This is a genomic window from Desulfobacula sp., from assembly GCF_021107415.1.
Genome location: NZ_JAIOSW010000173.1, coordinates 1 through 14,692 on the forward strand (window position 1 = coordinate 1; position 14,692 = coordinate 14,692).

Consider the following 14,692-nt stretch of genomic DNA (forward strand, 5'->3'; position numbering starts at 1 on the left):
ACCTCAATATCGGCTTTGAGAGATCTGCCCGGCAGAAAAAAACGGGCTTGGATTGTACTTGGGCCTGGGTTTTTATTATGGGTGAGGATCAATCTGCTCAAGAGACTTTTGTAGCTGCAGATACCATTTTCAGGGTTTCGATCATATCGGACCTGTCCTAAGGGGGGAAATACCAGTGAGTGGTTCATCATCTTACGCTCCTGCCGGTCAAACCCAAAGGCAAAGGCGCTTGAAATGTATCCAAGATGCACCACTGCACATCCGAAAATAATATCCGGGTGAATAATACCCATATAACACCAGCGTTTTTCTTGAAATCGTTCAAAAGAAAAGAAACGCTCATTTAAGTTCAATAAACCTTTGGTATCAGGATAATTAAAATCGCCGGACCACTCATCCGTTTTATTTTTTTCGTACATTATTTCACCATCACCTCTTTATACCTGAAACAGGAGACAAGATGGTCATTGACCATGCCCACCGCCTGCATATGGGCATAGATAATGGTTGAACCCACAAATTTAAACCCCCGCTGCTTGAGATCCTTTGAAAAGGCATCAGATTCCCTGGTTGTTGTTGGTACCTGATCTAAAGATCTGTAATTATTTACTTTTGGTTTTCCGTCAACAAAACGCCAGGAGTAGTTGTCAAAAGATCCGAATTCTTCCTGGATTTTAATAAATGCCCTGGCATTTGACACAGCCGCATTAACTTTGAGTCTGTTACGGATAATGCCCGGGTCCAAGAGAAGATTATCAATCTTTTCAGGAGTGAATCTGGCCGTTTTTTCAACATCAAAATTGGCAAATGCTTTTCTATATCCCGATCGTTTTTTCAGGATCGTCAGCCAGGAGAGCCCTGCCTGGGCACCCTCCAACAGGATGAATTCAAAGAGTTTTTTATCATCATGAACCGATACGCCCCATTCCTCATCGTGGTATTTTATATAAATCGGATCATTTGTCACCCAGCCGCATCGTTCCATTTTCTATTTCCTTAAAAGGTGTCTCTATTTTTTTCCAATTGGTATTATTCATACTCTACACTTATTTTTGAAAATAGCGAATTTTAATAGTTGAAGTCATAAAACAGATGCCATGACTCTATGGAAAAAATCGGTGTTATCGAAAAATTATGGTTATAAAAATATCTTGTAAGGTTTTCATTTAATCTCAGACTAAATTATTAAAAAAATGAGATAGAGGCACCTGTGATTAACTTTGATTCTCATAGCGTATCCTGACATTGGAGGTTATATGGAACCAGATCTTCACGTGGATTGAGAAGTATTTGACCTATTCCGTAAAGACCAATCATAAAATGCTTGGAACATCGCTGATGTGTAATATTTTTTTGATAAATAACCGGCCCCATACACTGGGAAGATTATGCAGCGGTGGTGACGAAAGTTATATCTTCCATAACGACCCGGACAACAACACAAATATCAACGAGGTCCATGATCTTGGGGCTGTTTCGTTACAGTGCGGCAGAAGGGTGGACAGTCTGAAATGGTTTCTTGCCACGCATTAGATCGAATTGTTCGAGCCAAAAAGGGAAAAGAAAAATGGGAAAGTACGGTCAGCCGCATGATTAAATATAGTGGAAATCCGGAATATTTGACAAAAAATGCAAGAGAAGAATTAATTGAATACCTTATTAATAAATAGGGTTTGTGGATTCAAAGGAAAGTGACCCGGTCATACCTCATCAACTTAATGAACCGGGTCACTCAAGAATTACAAAAAAGTGTTATTCAAACTCATGGACAAGGACAAAGTCATTATCTGCCCGCGCACCATGACAACCAACGCATCCCTTTGGTTTTCCATAGGGTTTTGCCTTCCCGGAGGGTGAATATTTTACCCAGAACCAGTCACCATCATCGGGGTTATAGCCCTTTACTTTATACATGACGGTAAGGGCCATCAATTTTTTTCTCTTGTTGTAATTTTCTTTTACCTGGATCGCTCCGTATTTAAGGGGGGCAGAAGATGATCCATAGGCATCGTCATTGACATAAACTTTGTGAAAAGATCCATGGGGTTCTCTTCCTTTAACCATTCCTTTGTGGTCGTCCCAGAATTTCCATTGGGTATAGGGGGAGGTTTTGGTAATATGTTCCCAAAGCTCTTTTGGATCGGCTCCCGGCATTTGTGCCATTACCGATGTTCCAATAAAAACTGCCAGAAAAAGAATAATAAACCCTGTGACTTTTTTTGTCATAATAACTCCTTTTAATAATAATAAAAGTACTGCTGTTGGTTTCTTGTTAAATAACAAAAAACACCTGATGTCGCTTTAGCAGGTTTGTCGGAATGAGCTAAGAAAACTTACAAAAATTATTCAAGATTTTTAAGGTGATCTTTTATTTTCTGCCGGGCCTGATCAGGTAAGTGGCTGATATCAATATCAGGCTCTTTATCGATTTCTAATTTTAAAATAGCTTTGCGGATTAAATTTAGCTGATTTTTATAATTTAAACATAAATCACACATCATCAGGTGGAATTTAATACCCATCCTGATCCTTAACGGAAGCTTTTGATCCATGGACCTGGAAATCAAATCTGATACATCCTTGCATCTGAATATCCAGTGATTGATCATTTTAACCTCTTTCCTCAAGCCAGTTGGTTTCAATACATTTTCTCATCAAAAAGCGAGCTCTGTGGAGGATCACCCAGCAATTAGTCGCGGTGATATTTAAAACCTTACAAATAGTTTGTGTGGTTTCACCTTCCAGTTCTCGTAAGGCCAAGGCGCGGGCCGGTCGTTTTGGAAGATCCTGAAGGCATTTTTTTACGATATTTAAAAATGATTTTTGCTCCAGCAGACGTTCAGGATTGGATGCCCATTCTTCCGGGCCGGTTTTCCATTTCCCTTTATCATCAAAACAATTATGCATTGCCTGGGATTCTAAAGTATTGTCTTCAAAAACGGGTTCCCTATATTTTTTGCGGAGAAAGTCCATAATTTTATGCTTTAAGATACTGGTTAACCATGTTTTTTCAGAGGAGGTTCCTTTGAACCGTTCTTTTGCTTTCAGAGCAGCCGTCAGGGTGTCCTGGACAAGATCCTGGGCAAGAGAGTCGTCCTGAATTCTGTACAGGGCAAAAGAATAGAGATAGTCTCCATATTTGTCCACCCATGTGGACGGAGGGTTTAATTGGTGATTTCCCGTAATTATCAGCTCCTTTAATTATTTTATTCGGCTTCCATTTTGATATAGGATAAAAGCTTCCTTTTTGTCAATCGAAGAATGGAAAGCATTTTTTTCGAAACCAGTGGTTTCCCATCGGGTACTAACTTCTAATGTAAGGTCTGGTGTCTTGAGACGACCAAGTAGCATATGAGAATAATAAAAGGGCTTAAATTTTTCTTCAACCTGAAGGGACGGGCCTGTCATTTGAACGAATAGGTTATCGAATATGAATTCAATAACTGCATTTCTGAGAAAGTTTATTCATAAAAAACTCGAAAAACAGAAGCAGCACTATGAACAGCGGGCTTACAACAACTTAAGTAAACTATATAGCGTCATTCGACCCGGTGATGTGGTATTGGTGGAAGGCCGATCTGAGATGAGCCGGTTGATAAAATTATTCTCCAACAGCCACTGGAGCCATGTTGCAATGTATGTAGGGAAAACATTGTGTCCAAGAATTTTTAATAAGAGCAAGGTTTTGACTTTTCAAGGGAAAGCGAATATATTATTTTTTAATTTTTTGAGTTGAATGATTGGGGAAAAGATAAATTTTTGAGATATGGAAAAACCTGAGATTAAAATAGGATCAGGATATGATGTTCACAGGCTTGTGTCGGGCAGAAAGCTGATTGTCGGCGGGGTGTATATTGATTTTGACCGGGGACTTGAAGGCCACTCCGATGCGGACGTGTTGATTCATGCGGTTTGTGATGCGATTTTGGGTGCGACGGGACTTGGGGATATTGGAGAGCATTTTCCTGATATTGATCCAGGATATAAAGGGATTTCAAGCATGATCCTTCTCAAAAAATGCGGGATGCTGATGAAAGAACAAGGGTATGAAATTGCTAATATGGATTGTATAGTGTTTGCACAGGTTCCAAAGATGAGTCCCCATAAGAAAAAAATGGAAGAAAATATTGCCGGGGTTTTGAATATGGATTCAAATTTTGTTAATGTAAAGGCAACCACAACTGAAAGATTGGGGTTTATTGGAAAAGAGCAGGGCATTGCAGCCCAGTGTACACTATTAGTAAAAGCTATTTTCCAAAAATCATAGCCGGATAAATTATAATCGGATAAAATATAACCAGGAAAAATATAGCGGGAAAAAATATAATGGGTTTAAAAATTTATAATACATTACATGGCAGGAAAGAAGAATTTATACCTTTAAATGAAGGCAAAGTCGGCATGTACGTATGCGGACCTACCGTATATGATACCAGTCATATCGGTCATGCCCGTTCTGTTGTTGTCTTTGACACGATCTTCAGATGGCTTAAGGGGCAGGGGTATAAAGTCAGGTATGTCAGGAATTTTACGGATGTGGATGACAAAATTATTAAAAAATCCAATGAGACAGGGATTGACTGCACCACCATCACAGAGAAATATATTGATGAATTCCACAATGAAATGGATGCACTCAATGTATTAAGACCAGATGTCGAACCCAAAGCCACCGAACATATTCAACACATTATTGATTTTATCAAAATGCTGATTGGTAAGGGTAAAGCCTATCATGTTGAGGGGGGAGATGTTTATTTTTCCATTGATTCGTTTAAGGATTACGGAAAACTTTCCGGCCGGAATCCCGATGACATGAGGGCAGGGGCAAGGATTGCCGTGGATGAAAAAAAGAAGAATCCTTTGGATTTCGTCCTGTGGAAACCCGGCAAGCCGGGCGAGCCTTTCTGGGAAAGCCCATGGGGTAATGGAAGACCCGGCTGGCACATTGAATGTTCAGCCATGAGCTATGAATATCTGGGAGAAGGGTTTGACATCCATGGTGGCGGTAAAGACCTGATATTCCCTCACCATGAAAACGAGATTGCCCAGAGCGAGGCGGTATTTGGCCGTCAATTTGTCAAATATTGGATTCACAACGGGTTTGTGGACATTAACAATGAAAAAATGTCAAAATCTCTGGGTAATTTTACCATGATCAAGGAAGTTCTTGCCACGTATTCTTCTGAAGTAATTCGCATGTTTCTTTTGTCAAAGCATTACAGAAGTCCTATTGATTACACTGAGGACTCCATGCGAGAAGTCTCCATGGGTCTTGACAGGATTTATGCCTTTCTTGAAAGACTGGAAAATGCCGGTGTAAAAATAGAAATTGACGGGGCCCGGAAAGGAGACCTGTGGAATGATTTTGAAAGGGCCATGAATGATGATTTTAATTCTGCAAGGGCCTTGGCATCTGTTTTTGAAGCGGTCAAAAAAGGGAACAAGCTTCTGGATGATACAGATGGCATATTGGATGAAGATATCCTGGAAACGCTGAGTTTTTTCTATAACGATATTAAAGCCATCTCCAATATTCTCGGCATGTTTTTACTGGACCCACAATCCTATTTTAAGGCCAAAAAAGACAAGGGTGTGGCAGATATGGCCATTGATCCCTCTGAGATTGAAGATTTAATCCAGCAACGGACAGACGCCCGTAAAAATAAAAATTTTTCAAGAGCAGATGAGATAAGAGACCTTCTTCAAGCCAGGAATATTGTCCTTGAGGATGGCCCGGAAGGGACCTTCTGGCGATTTGAATAAATTTTCTGTTAAGACAGAAAAAGAGAACAATCCGTCATCAGCATATAAACTGGGAATGTTTCCAGGTGTTTTTACCCCCAGTATTCTGACAATCCTGGGTATTATCCTGTTTTTGAGAATGGGATATACCGTGGGACATGCAGGGCTTGGGAAAGCGCTGATTCTTATTACTTTTGCAAACCTTGTTTCCATTCTCACCACTGCATCCTTATCCGCCATTGCCACCAATATTCATGTAAAAGGAGGGGGTGCCTATTACCTGATTTCAAGAACTCTGGGGGTTCAATTTGGCGGAGCCATCGGGCTGGTGCTGTTTCTGGCACAGTCCGTATCCATTGCATTTTACTGTATGGGGTTTGGTGAGGCATTGATGTCTCTTTTACCGTCTGTCTCGTATCTATCATCACAAACAATTGCCATAATTGCTGTCCTATTTTTGTTTTTTTTTGCCTGGCTGGGGGCTGACTGGGCGACTAAATTCCAATATCTTGTCAGGAGCTAAAATTCGTGTGCTTTCTTTTGAATCAGCTAAACTCATGAACTATCCCAAGGGAAATGATGATTTTCCACAAGTTTTAAAAGCTGCAGACCAGGCATTGAAAGAGGAGGAAGACGTCTTCAGGCGGGCTGCCAAAGCAAAGGTTAAGGCTGAACAGGCAGCCAAAACCTTTGAGCGGATCTTGAACGGTAAAAGCAAAAACAATGATAGATCTACATGAGTTTAACGTTTTTTGTACAGCTTTGCCCAGGCATCTCTCATTGTTACCGTTCTGTTAAACACTGGAGTGTCTTTAGAGACCTGATTTTTAGAATCCCGATCTTTAGAGTCCAGGCAAAAATATCCAAGCCTTTCAAACTGGTAAACATTTTCAGGTTCAGCATTGCTCAGGCTTTTTTCCAGTTTGCAGGATTCAATTTTTTCCAGAGACTTGGGATTTAAATTTTCAATAAAATCCTGTTTATCCTGTTCCGGGTTCTCATCTTTAAACAACCGGTCATACAGCCTTACCTCTGCATCAATGCAATCATTGGCATTGACCCAGTGAATGGTGCCTTTGACTTTCCGTCCGTCCGGGGCATTCCCCCCTCTTGTTGCAGGATCATAGGTACAGATCAGTTCTTTCACGTTTCCGGATTCGTCCTTGATAACATCCTTGCAGGTTATCAGATACGCATATCGCAGCCGGACTTCCCGTCCCGGGCCCAGGCGGAAGAATTTTCTGGGTGGGTTTTCCATAAAATCATCCTGCTCCACATAGATCTTCCTGGAAAAGGTGATGTTTCTTGTGCCCATGTTTTTTTTCTGGGGATGGTTTTTGGCGGCAAGTTCCTCTGTCCGGCCTTCGGGATAATTTTCAATGATTATTTTTAAGGGTCTTAACACTCCCATGACCCGGGGGGCTTTCTCATTGAGGTCATCTCTCAGGCAGCTTTCCAGAAGTCCCATGTCAATACGGCTCTCTTTTTTGGAAACACCGATAATGTTGCAAAAATTTCTGATGGATTCAGGCGTATACCCTCTTCTTTTCATGCCTTCCAGCGTAGGAAGTCTTGGGTCATCCCATCCCTGGACATGGTTTTCCTCCACAAGTCGCTGCAGTTTTCTTTTGCTTAAAATAGTATAGTTGATATTCATCCGTGCAAATTCAATCTGTTGAGGATGGCAGGGGGTTTCAAGCTGATCCAGTGTCCAGTCGTACAAAGGCCTGTGATCTTCAAATTCAAGGCTGCATAAGGAATGAGTGATGCCTTCCAAAGCATCTGAAAGGCAATGGGTAAAATCATACATGGGATAAATGCACCACTGAAGTCCGGTTCTGGGATGAGACGCTTTTTTTACCCTGTAAATAATGGGATCACGAAGATTGATATTGGGCGACTTCATATCGATTTTTGCCCTGAGAGTATGCTCTCCTTCACCAAATTCACCGTTTTTCATCTGTGTAAACAGGCTCAAGTTCTCTGCAACCGATCTTTCCCTGTATGGACTGTCTTTTCCGGGCTGGGTCAAGGTGCCGCGGTATTCTCTTATATTATCGGCAGTAAGGCTGCACACATAGGCTTTGTCTTTTTTAATCAACTCAACGGCAAAATCATGGAGCCGGTCAAAATAATCGGATGCAAATAAGGCAGTTCCAAATTCAAATCCCAGCCAGTTGACGGTTGATTTGATGGAATCAATATAGGTTTGCTTTTCTTTTGTTGGGTTAGAATCATCAAACCTCAAATTGCACTTACCATTGAACTTATTGGCCATATTGAAATTCAGGCAAATGGATTTTGCATGCCCGATATGAAGATATCCATTGGGCTCAGGCGGGAAGCGTGTGACGACCTTACCGCTATTTTTATTGTTCTTTATATCTTCTTTGATAATCGATTCGATAAAATGCCCTTTTGTAACATCTGATTCCATCTATTTTGTATCCTTGCTGTTATTGTTAAATATAAATATCTTATTTATGATATATTGGATTTATCACATATTGGATTTATCTGGCAAACACTAATACCCTGATGGTAAATAAAAATAGTTTTTCTTTATATCGATTTTTCAGGTTGATATTATAAAATAAATATTTTAATTTCATACGTTTCCTTGTAAAATTTGGTGGCAAGCAAACGGTTAACACAGTTTTTTGTTTTCAAGTAAATTTTAATTTTGTGGTGGATCATTTATGGGATATAAAGCAAGTATAAGAGATAAACTGATTGGTGTTTTCATATTGATCAAGGTTATTCCTTTGATTATATTGGCATTGTTTGTCTGGAATGAAATTTCTTCATTATCCGTTACCCTGGAAACGCATGTCAATGAGATGGCCAGTACCAGCGCCCAAACAACAAAGCAGGTGGCAAACCTTGCCATATCGAGTTCGATTCGGGCCCTGGATGTTAGATCCCGTGAAGCCATTGAGCGCTTGACCACCGATACCGCCAGAAAGGTTGCAGCATTTTTGGAAAGCCGGGATGTAGATATCCGGATGGCTTCCCTGCTGAAGCCGGATAAAGATCTGTACCAGATGTTTTTAAATGTCCATAAGCGCAATATTACCCTTCATAGACCCTGGATTATGAATGAAAAGAAAACTGCCTGGGAACCCAGATATTCGGATCAGGCCGACTATCCTTCAGTCAGTGCAAGAAATAGTGACAATGAACTTGATTTTCATTACAGAACTCCTTCGAAAACAGGAGTGATACAGTCCATTCCCATCTATCTTGAGATGACGTATATGGATATCTCAGGGAAGGAAGTCATAAAAGTCACCACTTCAGATCTTTTGTCTGCTGACCCTAAAGATATTTCAAAAAAGGATCAGACCTTTTGCAGGGCAGAAACTTATTTTAACGAATTAAAGATCCTTAAGCCCGGGGAGATTTATGTTTCTGATGTAATTGGTGCCTATGTGAAAACCCATATGATCGGTCCCTATACAAAAAAACGGGCAGATGAGATGGGGATTGAGTTCAATCCTGTGCAATCCGGGTATGCAGGCAAAGAAAATCCAGTGGGAAAACGATTTCAGGGTCTTGTCCGGTTTGCCATGCCTGTGGTCAGCAATGGGCAGATAAAAGGGTATGTCACCCTTGCTTTGGATCACACCCACTTAATGGAATTTACAGATCACATTATTCCCACTGAAGAGAGATATTCAGCCATTTCAGATGCAGCCTCAGGCAATTATGCCTTTATGTGGGATCATAAAGGCCGCAATATCTCCCATCCAAGGGATTATTTTATTGTAGGATATGATCCATCCACTGGTGTTCCTGCTGTCCCCTGGCTGGAAAAGACGCATTATGAAAAATTTAAAATGAGCGACCTTGGAATTTCCGAATTTCTGGAGTCCATGCCCCTATATAAAAATCAGGCGCTTTCAAAACCATCTTCAAAAGAATTGATTAAAAAAGGTCTGGTAGGGCTGGACTGCCGATATCTCAATTTTGCGCCCCAGTGCGACGGGTGGAATAATTTAACGCAATTTGGCGGATCAGGTTCATTTGTGATCCATTGGAGCGGACTTAAAAAACTGACAACGGCTGCCACCATTCCCTATTTTACAGGGCAATACAGCCAAAGTCCGAGGGGGTTTGGATTTATCACCATTGGTGCCAATGTTCATGAATTTCATAAGCCGGCCGTTGTTACAGAGAAAATTATCAGAAAAACAGAAGGTCAGTACATACAAACCATTGAAAGGCAGAATAAGGAAAATAAGGATATTCTTGTAAAATCCCTGCATGATACAGCCACGCGCCTGACTTTTTATACGGTCGTCATGGTTATTCTTGTAATTGCAATTGCTGTGTTAATGGCATCAGCGCTTACCGGGAAAATTACAACCATGATCAAAGGAATTTCAAGATTCCGGAGAGGAGAGATGGGCTATCGTCTCGATATTCAAACCTCAGATGAAATGGGGGTGCTGGGCCAGACATTTAATTCAATGGCAGACAGTATCCAGCTGGCTATTTTGGAGCTTGAACAATCTAAATCAATGGTTGAGGATTCCAATGTGTCTTTGAAGGCAATGCTGTCAAAGATTATTGATTCCATGCCTTCCATTATCATTGGTGTGGATACCCGGGTCAGGGTTACTCTCTGGAACAATGAGGCCCGTAAAATGACAAAAAAAAGCTTTGAGACTGTAGAAGGCCAAGACCTTTTTATAGTTTTCCCTTTGCTTAAAAAAGAGAAATCCATCATATTCTCTGCTATAGAGCAGGGGCAGATAAAAAAAGAGGAACGACTGGAAATCGAAATCAATAATGAACGGGCTTTTTTCGATGTGACCGCTTATCCCCTCATTAACGGTAAAATCGATGGTGCTGTCTTGAGGATCGATAATATTACCACACGGGTTTACATGGAAGAGATGATGATTCAGACGGAAAAAATGCAGTCCATTGGTGGGCTTGCAGCCGGGATGGCCCACGAGATAAACAGCCCGCTGGCAGGTATTATTCAGAGTGCTCAGGTGATACAAAACCGTACAAAAATAGATATGCCAAAAAATCTTGAGGCCGCCGAAGAGGTTGGTGTTGATCTTGAAAAATTAAATCTCTATTGTGAAAAACGCAGTATCTTCAATATGATCGAATCCATACTGGATGCAGGAAGGCGTGCGGCCGATATTGTTGCCAATATGCTGAGTTTCAGCAGAAAAAGTGACAGCTCGTTTGCAAAGCAACGCATTGAAAAGATAATAGATCAGACAATAGAAATTATTGAAAAAGATTATGATATTAAAAAAAATGTTGATATTAAAAAAATAGAAGTTATTCGCAAGTATTCTCCAAGTCTGCCCGAGGTTCCCTGTGATGTGGGAAAAATTCAGCAGGTATTTTTTAATATATTAAAAAATGGTGTCCATGCCATGATGGAAAATACTGAAAACAGGGAGCCGGTATTAAAGCTAACAACCTTACAGGAAGACGAATTTGCATTCATTGAGATAGAAGATAATGGCCCGGGTATGGACGACGAAACCAAAACAAGAATTTTTGAACCGTTTTTTACGACTAAATCCACAGGCGTGGGAACTGGTCTGGGGTTGTATATTTCCTATTTTATTATTGTAGAGAACCATAAAGGGACAATAAATGTTGAATCATTTCCTGGCAGAGGTACTAAATTTACCATTAAACTTCCGTTGCAGCAGGTATCTTAAAACGGTAAATCTAAATGTATGATGTGGAATTTTATCCCTTTGAGAAGATTATTCTCACAGACATTTAAGGAGACTCATGACAGAAAAGATAAGTGATAATCAAACCGGTCTATTGGGTATTATCGGTGGAACAGGTCTTTACCATATTGAAGGTCTTAAGATCACAAACCAGATAGAGGTCTTTACACCATTCGGCATACCATCTGCGCCTCTTACTATAGGAAAAATTGGAGATCAGGGGGTGATCTTTCTTCCACGACACGGTCTGAATCACCAGATCATGCCGTCGGAGGTAAATTTTCGTGCCAATATCTATGCGTTGAAAAATGCCGGGGTCACCCGCATCATCAGCATATCTGCGGTGGGCAGCCTGAAGGCTGAATTGCCAATGGGTGATTTTGTTATTCCAAACCAGTATTTTGACTGGACAAAGGGTATCCGGAAACATACGTTTTTCGGGGAGGGAATGATCGCACATGTATCCACTGCCGAACCCGCCTGCGCCCATCTGACGGACATCATTAAATCCGCTGGTGAAAAAAACGGGATTCATATCCATACCGGGGCCACTTATGCTTGTGTGGAGGGGCCTCGTCTGGGTACCAGGGCTGAAAGCAATTATTTTAAAAATATAGTGGGCTGTGATGTAGTGGGAATGTCCAATGTTCCCGAAGCCTTTCTGGCTAAGGAAGCTCAGCTCTGTTATGCAACTATTGCTATCATCACTGATTATGATTGCTGGCTGGATGACCCGGCACAGCATGTATCTGTGGCACAGGTATTTAAAACCTATGATAAAAGCATCCACAAGGTAAAAGACCTTCTTGGACAAATGCTCCATACACCGCTGCCCGAGACGGAATGTGAGTGCCGGACCAGCTTACAATATTCGATGCTCACACCGGAAGAAGTGCTTACTGAAGAGAAAATGAAAATTCTGAAGGTATTAAAAAAGTGATCGTATTATGGGGTTATTTAATTTAGTTTCAGATTTTTCTCCCACAGGAGATCAGCCAGGAGCCATTGAATATCTTACCAAAGGTGTTTTGAATAATGAAAAGCACCAGGTCCTTTTAGGGGTAACAGGTTCCGGCAAGACTTTTACCATGGCCAATATCATTGCAAGGGTTGAAAAATCAAGCCTGATCATTGCCCCCAACAAAACCCTGGCAGCCCAGCTTTATAATGAATTCAAGGCGCTCTTTCCCGATAATTGCGTGGAATATTTTGTTTCCTATTATGACTATTATCAGCCCGAAGCCTATATCCCCTCCAGTGATACCTATATCCAAAAGGACTCATCCATAAATGAAATTATTGACAAGATGCGGCATTCAGCCACACGGTCCGTTCTGGCCAGAAAAGATGTGATTGTCGTGGCCAGCGTATCCTGTATTTATGGTCTGGGAGCACCTGAAGATTACCTTGATTTAAGGGTGACACTATCTGTTGATATGGAAATTTCCCGGGAAAAGGTGATAGAGAAGTTTGTCAATATCCAGTACACTCGTAATGATACCGATTTTCATCGGGGGGTATTCAGGGTCCGAGGGGACAGGGTCGAGATTTTTCCGGCCTATGAAGAGGATAAAGCCGTTCGAATTGATTTTTTTGGAGATAATATAGAGGGGATTTCTGAGATTAATCCTTTAAAAGGGGATGTGTTGAAAACCTTTGACCAGACAGTGATTTATCCGGCCTCCCATTATGTGACCAAGCAACAGACCCGGAAACAGGCCATGAAAAGGATAGTAGAGGAACTGAAAACACGTCTTGAAGTTCTTCGAAACGAAAACAAGCTCGTGGAAGCCCAGCGTCTTGAAGAAAGAACGCGGTATGATTTGGAAATGCTCAATGAAATCGGTTATTGCAATGGGATTGAAAATTATTCCAGGCATCTGACCGGACGCAAGCCGGGAGAGCCCCCGCCAACCCTTCTGGATTATATGGATGATGATTTTCTTCTCTTTTTTGATGAAAGTCATATTTCCGTTTCCCAGTTAGGGGCCATGTACAAGGCAGATCGATCCAGAAAAACCACTTTGGTTGAGCATGGATTCAGGTTACCGTCAGCTGTGGATAACCGTCCCCTTCAATTTGAGGAATTTAAACAGATAGTTCCGCAAATTGTCTATGTGTCTGCTACCCCGGCAGACTATGAAATGGAAAAGGCGGGAGATAAGGTAGCGGAACAGATTGTCCGGCCCACAGGACTGCTTGACCCGCCAGTTGATATCCGGGATGCCAAAGACCAGGTTGATGATCTTTACGAGGAGATCATGAAACGGGTTGAAGCAAAAGAACGAGTTCTTGTCACCACCCTGACCAAGCGAATGGCAGAAGATCTGACGGACTACTATGCAGATCTGGGGGTAAAGGTAAAATACCTTCATTCAGATATTGGTACGCTGGAAAGAATTGATATTATTCAGGACCTTCGAAGAGGATTATTTGATGTATTGATCGGGATCAACCTGCTGAGAGAAGGCCTTGACATCCCCGAAGTTTCTCTTGTGGCCATCCTTGATGCGGACAAGGAAGGCTTTTTACGATCTTACCGGTCCTTTATACAGATTTTCGGACGGGCTTCCAGAAATGTGTATGGCAGGGTGATCATGTATGCCCAAAAAGAGACCGTCTCCATGAAAAAAGCCATGTCAGAGACGGAAAGACGTCGCAAAATTCAAAAAGCATATAATGAGAAAAATAATATTGTGCCCACAACCATTCAAAAAAATATTAAGTTGTTTAATTATTCAGCAAAGAATACTAGTCTTGTTCTTGAAGGGTCTGTGGATGAAGACATCCAGGCCTATGAAGGCCGGGAACTGAATCTGGAGGATATTGTCAAAGATCTGGAATTTAAGATGAAAAAGGCGGCTGAAAATCTTGAATTTGAAAAAGCGGCAGAATACAGGGATAAAATTAAAGAACTAATGAATATTCAACGGTTTTAATTTCCATGACCCGTCCGATAATAGAAAAATACCAGCAGGCCCCGAATGCTCCAGGCGTTTATCTGATGAAGGATGCCAAAGGCAGAATCATCTATGTTGGCAAGGCCAAAGATCTGAAAAAAAGGCTGTCGTCTTATTTTGTTAAGAAAAAGAATTATGATGCAAAAACAGCCGCTCTTCTTGAAATGATCAAGGATTTTGAGATCATTATTACCTCTTCAGGTCATGAAGCCTTTATCCTTGAATCCAACCTGATCAAAGAACACAACCCCAAGTATAATGTGATTCTTAAAG

At 41.2% G+C, this 14,692-nt stretch carries 15 protein-coding genes; 9 read left to right on the top strand and 6 right to left on the bottom strand.

Annotation, left to right across the window (positions count from 1 at the left end):
* Together K8S13_RS09375 and K8S13_RS09380 are read right to left on the bottom strand one after the other, a co-directional pair.
* Positions 1-419, bottom strand: a 419-nt coding sequence (locus K8S13_RS09375; protein WP_291462179.1) for a DUF2804 family protein, incomplete at its 3' end; no start/stop codon positions are given.
* A complete protein-coding gene (locus K8S13_RS09380) occupies positions 419-985 on the bottom strand; it encodes a DNA-3-methyladenine glycosylase I (protein ID WP_291462180.1) in 567 nt (188 codons plus the stop codon). The genes K8S13_RS09375 and K8S13_RS09380, both read right to left, overlap by 1 nt.
* 353 nt (positions 986-1,338) lie before the next feature.
* Here K8S13_RS09380 and K8S13_RS09385 point away from each other — a divergent pair, with 353 nt between their 5' ends.
* Positions 1,339-1,533 carry a hypothetical protein gene (locus K8S13_RS09385; protein ID WP_291462181.1) on the top strand — a complete coding sequence of 65 codons (195 nt, stop codon included), beginning with the start codon at positions 1,339-1,341 and terminating at the stop codon, positions 1,531-1,533.
* Positions 1,534-1,752: 219 nt separating this feature from the next.
* On the opposite strand, the gene K8S13_RS09390 is transcribed toward K8S13_RS09385, so the two are convergent.
* From K8S13_RS09390 to K8S13_RS09400, 3 genes are all read right to left on the bottom strand, one after another.
* The gene (locus K8S13_RS09390) at positions 1,753-2,226 is read right to left on the bottom strand and encodes a cytochrome P460 family protein (protein ID WP_291462183.1); all 474 of its coding nucleotides are present in this window, start codon (positions 2,224-2,226) and stop codon (positions 1,753-1,755) included.
* A 116-nt stretch (positions 2,227-2,342) separates the two neighbouring features.
* Positions 2,343-2,609, bottom strand: a complete 267-nt coding sequence (locus K8S13_RS09395; protein ID WP_291462185.1) for a hypothetical protein — start codon at positions 2,607-2,609, stop codon at positions 2,343-2,345.
* Position 2,610: 1 nt separating this feature from the next.
* A complete protein-coding gene (locus K8S13_RS09400) occupies positions 2,611-3,147 on the bottom strand; it encodes a sigma-70 family RNA polymerase sigma factor (protein WP_291462186.1) in 537 nt (178 codons plus the stop codon).
* 619 nt (positions 3,148-3,766) lie between these two features.
* Between K8S13_RS09400 and ispF the strand changes: the two genes are divergently transcribed.
* Genes ispF through K8S13_RS09420 form a run of 4 tightly spaced genes read left to right on the top strand, consistent with a single transcriptional unit; the run spans position 3,767 to position 6,485 of the window.
* Positions 3,767-4,267: a 2-C-methyl-D-erythritol 2,4-cyclodiphosphate synthase gene (ispF, locus tag K8S13_RS09405; RefSeq protein WP_291462187.1), complete on the top strand. Its 501-nt coding sequence runs from the start codon at positions 3,767-3,769 to the stop codon at positions 4,265-4,267.
* Positions 4,268-4,326: 59 nt separating this feature from the next.
* Positions 4,327-5,766, top strand: coding sequence for a cysteine--tRNA ligase (gene cysS, locus K8S13_RS09410; protein WP_291462188.1), 1,440 nt, complete (start codon positions 4,327-4,329; stop codon positions 5,764-5,766).
* Positions 5,759-6,268 carry a hypothetical protein gene (locus tag K8S13_RS09415; protein WP_291462189.1) on the top strand — a complete coding sequence of 170 codons (510 nt, stop codon included), beginning with the start codon at positions 5,759-5,761 and terminating at the stop codon, positions 6,266-6,268. Before cysS ends, K8S13_RS09415 begins: the two co-directional genes overlap by 8 nt.
* Before the next feature lie 7 nt (positions 6,269-6,275).
* On the top strand, positions 6,276-6,485 hold the full coding sequence (locus tag K8S13_RS09420; RefSeq protein ID WP_291462190.1) for a hypothetical protein: 210 nt from the start codon (positions 6,276-6,278) through the stop codon (positions 6,483-6,485).
* Between the two features lie 2 nt (positions 6,486-6,487).
* Here K8S13_RS09420 and K8S13_RS09425 read toward each other — a convergent pair whose 3' ends face one another.
* Complete coding sequence (locus K8S13_RS09425; RefSeq protein ID WP_291462191.1) at positions 6,488-8,182, bottom strand: glutamine--tRNA ligase/YqeY domain fusion protein; 1,695 nt, start codon at positions 8,180-8,182, stop codon at positions 6,488-6,490.
* Between the two features lie 262 nt (positions 8,183-8,444).
* Between K8S13_RS09425 and K8S13_RS09430 the strand changes: the two genes are divergently transcribed.
* The 4 genes from K8S13_RS09430 to K8S13_RS09445 form a co-directional block, all read left to right on the top strand.
* Positions 8,445-11,441 (top strand): ATP-binding protein, encoded by a 2,997-nt coding sequence (locus tag K8S13_RS09430; RefSeq protein ID WP_291462192.1) that lies wholly within the window; start codon positions 8,445-8,447, stop codon positions 11,439-11,441.
* 76 nt (positions 11,442-11,517) lie between these two features.
* Positions 11,518-12,399: an S-methyl-5'-thioadenosine phosphorylase gene (mtnP, locus tag K8S13_RS09435; RefSeq protein ID WP_291462193.1), complete on the top strand. Its 882-nt coding sequence runs from the start codon at positions 11,518-11,520 to the stop codon at positions 12,397-12,399.
* Positions 12,400-12,406: 7 nt separating this feature from the next.
* Positions 12,407-14,398 carry an excinuclease ABC subunit UvrB gene (gene uvrB / locus K8S13_RS09440; RefSeq protein WP_291462194.1) on the top strand — a complete coding sequence of 664 codons (1,992 nt, stop codon included), beginning with the start codon at positions 12,407-12,409 and terminating at the stop codon, positions 14,396-14,398.
* 5 nt (positions 14,399-14,403) lie between these two features.
* The coding region (locus tag K8S13_RS09445; RefSeq protein ID WP_291462195.1) for a GIY-YIG nuclease family protein at positions 14,404-14,692 on the top strand (289 nt) is incomplete at its 3' end.

What these genes read in the sequence shown, in the direction of transcription:
- mtnP (WP_291462193.1), top strand. Translation starts at nt 11,518, where the DNA reads ATGACAGAAAAGATAAGTGATAATCAAACCGGTCTATTGGGTATTATC.
- uvrB (WP_291462194.1), top strand. Translation starts at nt 12,407, where the DNA reads ATGGGGTTATTTAATTTAGTTTCAGATTTTTCTCCCACAGGAGATCAG.
- K8S13_RS09425 (WP_291462191.1), bottom strand. Translation starts at nt 8,182, where the DNA reads ATGGAATCAGATGTTACAAAAGGGCATTTTATCGAATCGATTATCAAA.
- K8S13_RS09390 (WP_291462183.1), bottom strand. Translation starts at nt 2,226, where the DNA reads ATGACAAAAAAAGTCACAGGGTTTATTATTCTTTTTCTGGCAGTTTTT.
- cysS (WP_291462188.1), top strand. Translation starts at nt 4,327, where the DNA reads ATGGGTTTAAAAATTTATAATACATTACATGGCAGGAAAGAAGAATTT.
- K8S13_RS09385 (WP_291462181.1), top strand. Translation starts at nt 1,339, where the DNA reads ATGTGTAATATTTTTTTGATAAATAACCGGCCCCATACACTGGGAAGA.
- K8S13_RS09395 (WP_291462185.1), bottom strand. Translation starts at nt 2,609, where the DNA reads ATGATCAATCACTGGATATTCAGATGCAAGGATGTATCAGATTTGATT.
- K8S13_RS09430 (WP_291462192.1), top strand. Translation starts at nt 8,445, where the DNA reads ATGGGATATAAAGCAAGTATAAGAGATAAACTGATTGGTGTTTTCATA.
- ispF (WP_291462187.1), top strand. Translation starts at nt 3,767, where the DNA reads ATGGAAAAACCTGAGATTAAAATAGGATCAGGATATGATGTTCACAGG.
- K8S13_RS09380 (WP_291462180.1), bottom strand. Translation starts at nt 985, where the DNA reads ATGGAACGATGCGGCTGGGTGACAAATGATCCGATTTATATAAAATAC.